We start from the raw sequence: 6,089 nt of genomic DNA, 5'->3' as shown, positions 1-6,089 counted from the left end.
ACGGCGTCCGGGGCCCGCCCGAGCTGCTCGACGATCTCGGCGGCGACCGTGCCCTGCCCGGCGATCGTGCGCGGGTCGTCGAAGGGCGGGACCAGCACCGCGCCCGTCTCCGCCGCGTCCCGTCCGGCCGATCTGGCGGCGTCGTCGTAGGTGTCCCCCTCGACGATGACCGTGACCTGTTTGTCCCCCAGCCACGCGATCCGGTCCCGCTTCTGCCGGGGCGTCGTGCGTGGCAGGTGGATCCGCGCGGTCACTCCGAGGGCGGCACACGCGAAGGCCACCCCCTGGCCGTGGTTGCCCGCACTCGCGCAGACGACGCCGCGGGCGCGTTCGCCGGGCGAGAGACGGCTGATCCGGTTGTAGGCGCCGCGGACCTTGTACGAGCGGACGGGGCTCTGGTCCTCCCGCTTGAGCCACACGTCGAGCCCGTACCGGCGGGACAGCCGCTCGTTGCGCTGCAGTGGCGTGGGTGGGATGACGTCGGCGAACCCGGCGGCCGCCTCGGCGACGTCCCGGGCCGTCACCGCACCCTCCCGAGCGGAGCGGTCGCTCACGTGCTCACCTCCGTGACCTGGGCCGTGTCGCCGGTGTCCGGCGGTCGCCGGACCCCTCAACGCTAGCGCACGCACACCCGCGGTGGCCGCTGACCGAGGGGCGCCGGGCGCGGGTACGCGCCGGGATCAGTAGCGTGTCCGCATGGGTATTCTCGGTTGGATCGTGCTGGGCCTGCTCGCCGGCGGTATCGCGAAGATGCTGATGCCGGGCAGGGACCCGGGCGGGTGCCTCGTCACCGTACTGCTGGGTGTGGGCGGCGCCCTGCTCGGCGGCTGGCTCGGCCGCACCCTGTTCGACACCGACCTCGGCACGTTCTTCGACCTGCGTACGTGGGGGCTGGCGGTCGCCGGAGCGGTGCTGATCCTGCTGATCCACCGGCTGGTCTTCGCGCGCAGCGGGGACTGAGCCCGGCCGGGCCCGCCCCGGTTCACCGGTCCGTGCCCGACGGTGTCCGCGCGGCGGTGAACAGCGCGGACACCGTCCGGTGCAGCACAGCCGCGGCGTCGGCGACGTCCAGCCCGAGATCGTCGCGGCCGCCCATCCACGCCGGCCAGCTCGTCGCGAGCACCAGGGCCCGGAGCAGCTCGGCGCGGTCCGGGCCGTCCAGCCGGTCCAGTTCCGGGGCGAACAACCGCTCGATCTCCGCCCGGAGCCGGTCGTTGTGCCGGGCGCGGTTGCGGCGGACCTGCGCGGAGAACGGCAGCCAGAGTTGCGCGGCCCGGGCCACCCCCGCGATCGATTCCAGCATCCGTACCCGGCGCCGGCAGAACCAGTCGATGCGCTCGTCGAGGGCGGCCCCGACCGGGAGCGGATCGGCGTCGGCGTACTGCAGGCCGAGCGTCTTCTCCCCCGCCGCGGCGAAGAGCTCCTCGCGATCGGCGAAGTGCGTCCACAGCGCCCGGCGGGAGACCCCGGCCCGCTCCGCGATCCGGTCGACGGTCGGCCGCAGGTCCCCGTCGAGCATGAGATCCACGTGGGCGTCGATGATCGCCTGCCGGGTCCGCAGCCGGCGTCGGGTGCGTCCGTCGGTGTCCCCGGTCCGCTCTGGTCCCACTCCGGTTCATCCCTGCCGTTCTCGTCGGTGGCGGCGTTCACACCGCTGTCGCCGGAACCTACAGTGTGCACCTAGAGTGCAAAATCACCGTGGGGCGGGCGCGTCCCGCGGCGAACCGGCGTCGAAGGAGAGCAGCGCATGCGTGCAGCCCAGGTCACAACCCTGGACGGACCCGCGGCCGTGCGGGTCGCGGACGTCGACGAGCCCGGCGGGGACGGATCCGTCCTCATCGACGTGCACGCGGCCGGGGTGACCTTCCCGGACGTGCTGCAGAGCCAGGGCCGTTACCAGATCCAGCCCGACCTGCCGTTCGTGCCGGGCACCGAGGTGGCCGGGGTGGTGCGCGCGGCGCCCGACGACGCCTCCGTGCGGCCCGGCGACCGGGTCGCCGCGTTCCCCGGTCTCGGCGGTTTCGCCGAGACCGTCGCGGCGCGTCCCGGGATGGTGTTTCCGATCCCGGACCGGCTGTCGTTCACCGCGGCCGCCGCGCTGCCGATGAACTACCTCACCGTGCACTTCGCGCTGACCCGGCGCGGTGGGCTGCGCCAGGGCGAGACCGTGCTGGTGCACGGCGCCGCGGGTGGTGTCGGCACGGCCGCGGTGCAACTGGCCGCCGCGCTCGGCGCGCGGGTGGTGGCGGTGACCTCCTCCCCGGACAAGGCCGAGGTCGCCCGCGCCGCCGGGGCCCACGACGTGGTCACCGCGGACACCTTCCGCGACGAGGTCCGTGAGCTCACCGGTGGGGCCGGGGTGGACATGGTCGTCGACCCCGTCGGTGGCGACCGGTTCACGGACTCGCTGCGCAGCCTCGCCACGGAGGGCAGGCTGCTGGTGATCGGGTTCACCGGTGGGGAGATCCCCACCGTGAAGGTCAACCGGCTGCTGCTGAACAACATCTCCGTCGTCGGCGTCGGGTGGGGCGCCTTCTGGAGCAGCCGACCGGAATACCTGCGGCAACAGTGGGCCGAACTGCAGCCGCTGCTGCGGGACGGCGCACTCGACCCGCCGGTCGGCGCCGAGTACCCGCTCGACGACGTCGCCACCGCGCTCGCCGACCTCAACGAGCGCCGCGCCCGCGGCAAGGTGGTCCTCACCGTCCGCTGACCCCCACCCGCGAGTCGCCGCCCCAGTACCGCGAGTCGACGGTCCCGGCACACGAGTGGACTCTCCCGTGCCGGGACCGTCGACCGGTTCCTTGCCGGATCAGTCCCCGGCCCGGACCGTCTCCGAGCGGGCCAGCACCTCGTCGTCCGCGCCGAGGGCCTCGGCCGCGAAGAAGGGACCCTCGCTCGTGACCGCCACCGCCGTCTCGAAGCCGCCGCGGTCCACGGTCGCCACCGGCTCCAGCGCGTCGCCGGATTCCCCGGCGAACAGCCGCCACCGGCGCGTCGCGGTCGAGCCGTTCCAGCTCGTGTATACGGTGCGCCCGCCCGCCCTGCTGGGCCCGATGCCGACCGCGGGCTTCTCGGCGGGCGTCCCGGTCCAGTCCGCGGTGCGGGCGCGATAGGACTGATCGGGTTCCGGGAACCGGGCGTCGAACGTGAGCGTGCCGTCCGGGGCGAACTCCGAGGTGTAGGGCTGCGATCCCCAGCCCACGAGCGCACGGCCGTCCTCCAGCAGCTGCATACTGCCCTGGTTGTCGGCGCGCAGCCCGGCCGGGTGCACGAACTCGCGGTCGAGCGTGACCCGGCGTGCCCCGTGGTCGATGCGGAGCACCAGACCACGGGAGTGCGGACCCTGGGGCGGCGACGAGGAGTTGTCGAACAGTGCCAGCCGGTCACCGGGGTGCATCCGCGCGTCGTGCTGCCAGGAAAACCGGGCGGTCTCCTCGACCTCGAAGTCGGACCGGCGACCGTTCATCCGCCACACGACCTCGTCGTCGTCCCGGGAGATCTTGTACAGCGCCCAGGTGTTGCGGGCCGAGAGGACGAGACCGCCGTCGTCGGTCTCGGCGATCGAGTTCAGATGGATGTAGTCGAACGGTGCGTCCTCGGTACCGGTCTCGCCCAGCTCCTTGTAGGTCTCGTCGACGGCGACGTGGTCGAGACTGTTCCACTCGAACAGCACCTCGCCGGAGGGGATGTCGACCTCCTGCACCACACCGGCGTAAACCCAGCCGTTCGCGGGGCCGCCGACGGCGGACAGATCGGCCCGCGCCGGGTGGTAGGCCATCAGCAGTGCGGTGTCCCGCTCGGTGATCAGGAACTCGTGCAGGTCCGCCCGCATCCCGTTGCCCATGCCGACTTCGGCGACCGGCCGGTACGCACTGTCGTGGATGACGGCCGTGCCCTGCCCGTACCCGGCGAGAACCTCACCCTGCCACCAGGTCAGCACCGGTTGCCCGCGGTAGGTCTGCGGCTTGAGGTCGGTCGGGACCAGCTGTTCACCCTCCCGGGGCAGGAACCACACCGGCGTGCCGTGCCGGTCGACGACCATGCAGCCGGGCTGGCTCGGGCTGCCCGCCCGGTACGCCTTCGGACTCAGGAACAGGTAGCCGCCTCCGTCCGCGTCCCCGCCAGGAGTGGTGACCGTCACCCGTGGGGGACGCAGGTCGGGGCGGGAGACGAAATGGTGCGGCGCGTTGGCGGGGGTTGCGGTCGGTTCCCCGGCGGCGGCCGCCTGCTCCGGGCGGGGGAGCCGGTAGCCCACGTAACCGGTGGTCAGCGGGACGGCCACGCCCGCGCCGGCCAGGGCGGCCCGGCGCAGGAAACGCCGCCGCGTGAGAGCGCTGTCAGCCATCGGCAGTAGTCCTCCTCGGCGGTGTGTGTCGCTCGGAAGAGTGACGTTACCGAGGAGTTGGCCGGGGGCCGCGCGTGGAGGGGCCGGGACGGTCCGGGGTCCGGCCGGGCCCGTCGTGTGCGGACCCGGCCGGACCCCGGGGTGATTCCGGACCTACTCCGGGTACGGCCGTGGTCGATCAGTCCACCGGTGCCACATCGACCACCCGGTCGTGCCGGACCCACACCGGCTCGGCGTCGAGCCCGGCGTCGTCCGGTCGGGTGGGAAACCACAGCACCGAGGTGTACGGGTCGGCGATCGGGTATGCGACGACCTCCCCGTCGCGGAACAGCTTCTCCATTCCGACGGGCGTGCCCGCGAGGTAGGTGATCCGGTCACCGACAATGACCTCGTCGGCATTCTTGTTCATGACGGTTTCCTCCGCCGAGCGTATCCGGACCACAGCATTCCTTCATCTTGCTGACTGCAAGGACACTACCGGAGGTGGCGGCGGTCGACAGTGGAATCACAGCACCGGGTGACCTCCGTCCGGGCGATTTCCCGGTAACGGAGGCCACGGGGCGGTGAATGGCCGACGTGTGGCCTCCGTCGTCCGTCCACCGCCCACATCGGACCGCCCGACCGTCGGTCGTCGGAACGCGGTCGTCGGAACACCGTCCTCAGAACACGGTCGGCCGGAGCAGAGCGTCGACCCCACCGTCGATGACGAACTGAGCACCGTGGATGAATCCCGCATTCTCCCCCATCAGGTATCCGATGAGGGAGGCGACCTCGTCGGGCCGGGCGTGCCGGGAGATCGGGGCCACGAAGTCGCGAATGGCCTGCCCGTAGCGTTCGTCCCGCATCCCCGCCTCGAGCAGGGGTGTCTCGACCGAGCCCGGGGCCACCGTGTTCAGGCGGACCCCCGCGGCGCCCCAGTCGGACACCCGGCGCCGCGCGGCGACGGTGAGCGCGTTCTTCGAACCCGCGTAGGCGAGCTGACCGCGGTACTCCCCGCCGACGGCGAGGGCGTCGTCCACCGCGGCCTCGTCCCCGGACTCGAGCACCTCGGCGAGGGGATTGTCGCTCCAGGGGAGCTGGGTGGACGAGACCGACGACACCACGACCGCCGCCGGGTCCGTGCCCCGGCGCAGAGCGGGCAGGATCCCGTCGAGCAGCGCGAGCGCACCGAAGTAGTTCACCGCGACGATCTGCCGCGCGTCGTCGACGTGCGGTCCGAGCCCGGCGCACAGGGCGGCGCCGTCGAGTACCCCGCCGCTGCGTTCCAGGACACCGTCCACGGCGGCGCGGCGTCCGTCCGGGGTGCTCAGATCGGCGACGACGTCCGCGTCGTGCCGATCGACGCCGAGCACCTCGTGGCCCTGCTTCCGCAGGGTCGCACAGGTGGCCGCGCCGATACCGGACGCGGAACCGGTGACAACGGTCGGTGCCATGCGGCAGTCCTCCTCGTTCGGTGTGCGATCCCCGCGGGCCGCGGGTCGCCGTCCGCCGGCCGTGCCCCGTCACGGTGGGACACGCCGGAGGACACGGTCGTGGTCACGGTGCGGCCAGACCCGCGGTGACGAAGGCACGCAGCGTCCCGACCGGAACCCGTGTGGTGGGCGGTGCCTCGGTCAACGGCGTGCCCAGGGTCTGCAGGATGAGGTCGAACGCCAGCAGCCACCGGCGCGCGGCCTCCCGCTCGGACAGGTCGGGCCGCGCCGCGCACAGCAGCCGTGCCCACGCGCCCGGGTCGTGCCAG

The 6,089-nt window shown here is 72.9% G+C and carries 7 protein-coding genes and 1 pseudogene; 2 read left to right on the top strand and 6 right to left on the bottom strand.

Going from position 1 to position 6,089, the window contains the following annotated elements; all coding sequences use genetic code 11:
* Nucleotides 1–554, bottom strand: a 554-nt coding sequence (locus tag SACHA_RS0103940; RefSeq protein ID WP_019807398.1) for a pyridoxal-phosphate dependent enzyme, incomplete at its 3' end; no start/stop codon positions are given.
* A 142-nt stretch (nucleotides 555–696) separates the two neighbouring features.
* Between SACHA_RS0103940 and SACHA_RS0103935 the strand changes: the two genes are divergently transcribed.
* A complete protein-coding gene (locus SACHA_RS0103935; protein ID WP_019807397.1) occupies nucleotides 697–960 on the top strand; it encodes a GlsB/YeaQ/YmgE family stress response membrane protein in 264 nt (87 codons plus the stop codon).
* A gap of 22 nt (nucleotides 961–982) precedes the next feature.
* Here SACHA_RS0103935 and SACHA_RS0103930 read toward each other — a convergent pair whose 3' ends face one another.
* Nucleotides 983–1,609 carry a TetR/AcrR family transcriptional regulator gene (locus SACHA_RS0103930; protein WP_019807395.1) on the bottom strand — a complete coding sequence of 209 codons (627 nt, stop codon included), beginning with the start codon at nucleotides 1,607–1,609 and terminating at the stop codon, nucleotides 983–985.
* 138 nt (nucleotides 1,610–1,747) lie between these two features.
* On the opposite strand from SACHA_RS0103930, the gene SACHA_RS0103925 reads away from it, so the two are divergent.
* Nucleotides 1,748–2,713 carry an NADPH:quinone oxidoreductase family protein gene (locus SACHA_RS0103925; RefSeq protein WP_028662863.1) on the top strand — a complete coding sequence of 322 codons (966 nt, stop codon included), beginning with the start codon at nucleotides 1,748–1,750 and terminating at the stop codon, nucleotides 2,711–2,713.
* A gap of 99 nt (nucleotides 2,714–2,812) precedes the next feature.
* On the opposite strand, the gene SACHA_RS0103920 is transcribed toward SACHA_RS0103925, so the two are convergent.
* The 4 genes and pseudogenes from SACHA_RS0103920 to SACHA_RS24900 all read right to left on the bottom strand — a co-directional run.
* Nucleotides 2,813–4,348, bottom strand: coding sequence for an arylsulfotransferase family protein (locus SACHA_RS0103920; protein ID WP_019807389.1), 1,536 nt, complete (start codon nucleotides 4,346–4,348; stop codon nucleotides 2,813–2,815).
* Nucleotides 4,349–4,526: 178 nt separating this feature from the next.
* Nucleotides 4,527–4,757, bottom strand: coding sequence for a hypothetical protein (locus SACHA_RS0103915; RefSeq protein WP_028662862.1), 231 nt, complete (start codon nucleotides 4,755–4,757; stop codon nucleotides 4,527–4,529).
* Nucleotides 4,758–5,007: 250 nt separating this feature from the next.
* The gene (locus SACHA_RS0103910) at nucleotides 5,008–5,781 is read right to left on the bottom strand and encodes an SDR family oxidoreductase (protein WP_019807386.1); all 774 of its coding nucleotides are present in this window, start codon (nucleotides 5,779–5,781) and stop codon (nucleotides 5,008–5,010) included.
* A gap of 103 nt (nucleotides 5,782–5,884) precedes the next feature.
* A pseudogene (locus tag SACHA_RS24900) lies at nucleotides 5,885–6,089 on the bottom strand (TetR/AcrR family transcriptional regulator); the annotation flags it as partial.

The organism is Saccharomonospora halophila 8 (genome assembly GCF_000383775.1).
In the GTDB taxonomy this organism is placed as follows: Bacteria; Actinomycetota; Actinomycetes; order Mycobacteriales; family Pseudonocardiaceae; genus Saccharomonospora; species Saccharomonospora halophila.
This window is presented reverse-complemented; position numbering and strand designations above follow the sequence as displayed.

What these genes read in the sequence shown, in the direction of transcription:
- SACHA_RS0103935 (WP_019807397.1), top strand. Translation starts at nt 697, where the DNA reads ATGGGTATTCTCGGTTGGATCGTGCTGGGCCTGCTCGCCGGCGGTATC.
- SACHA_RS0103925 (WP_028662863.1), top strand. Translation starts at nt 1,748, where the DNA reads ATGCGTGCAGCCCAGGTCACAACCCTGGACGGACCCGCGGCCGTGCGG.
- SACHA_RS0103920 (WP_019807389.1), bottom strand. Translation starts at nt 4,348, where the DNA reads ATGGCTGACAGCGCTCTCACGCGGCGGCGTTTCCTGCGCCGGGCCGCC.
- SACHA_RS0103915 (WP_028662862.1), bottom strand. Translation starts at nt 4,757, where the DNA reads ATGAACAAGAATGCCGACGAGGTCATTGTCGGTGACCGGATCACCTAC.
- SACHA_RS0103910 (WP_019807386.1), bottom strand. Translation starts at nt 5,781, where the DNA reads ATGGCACCGACCGTTGTCACCGGTTCCGCGTCCGGTATCGGCGCGGCC.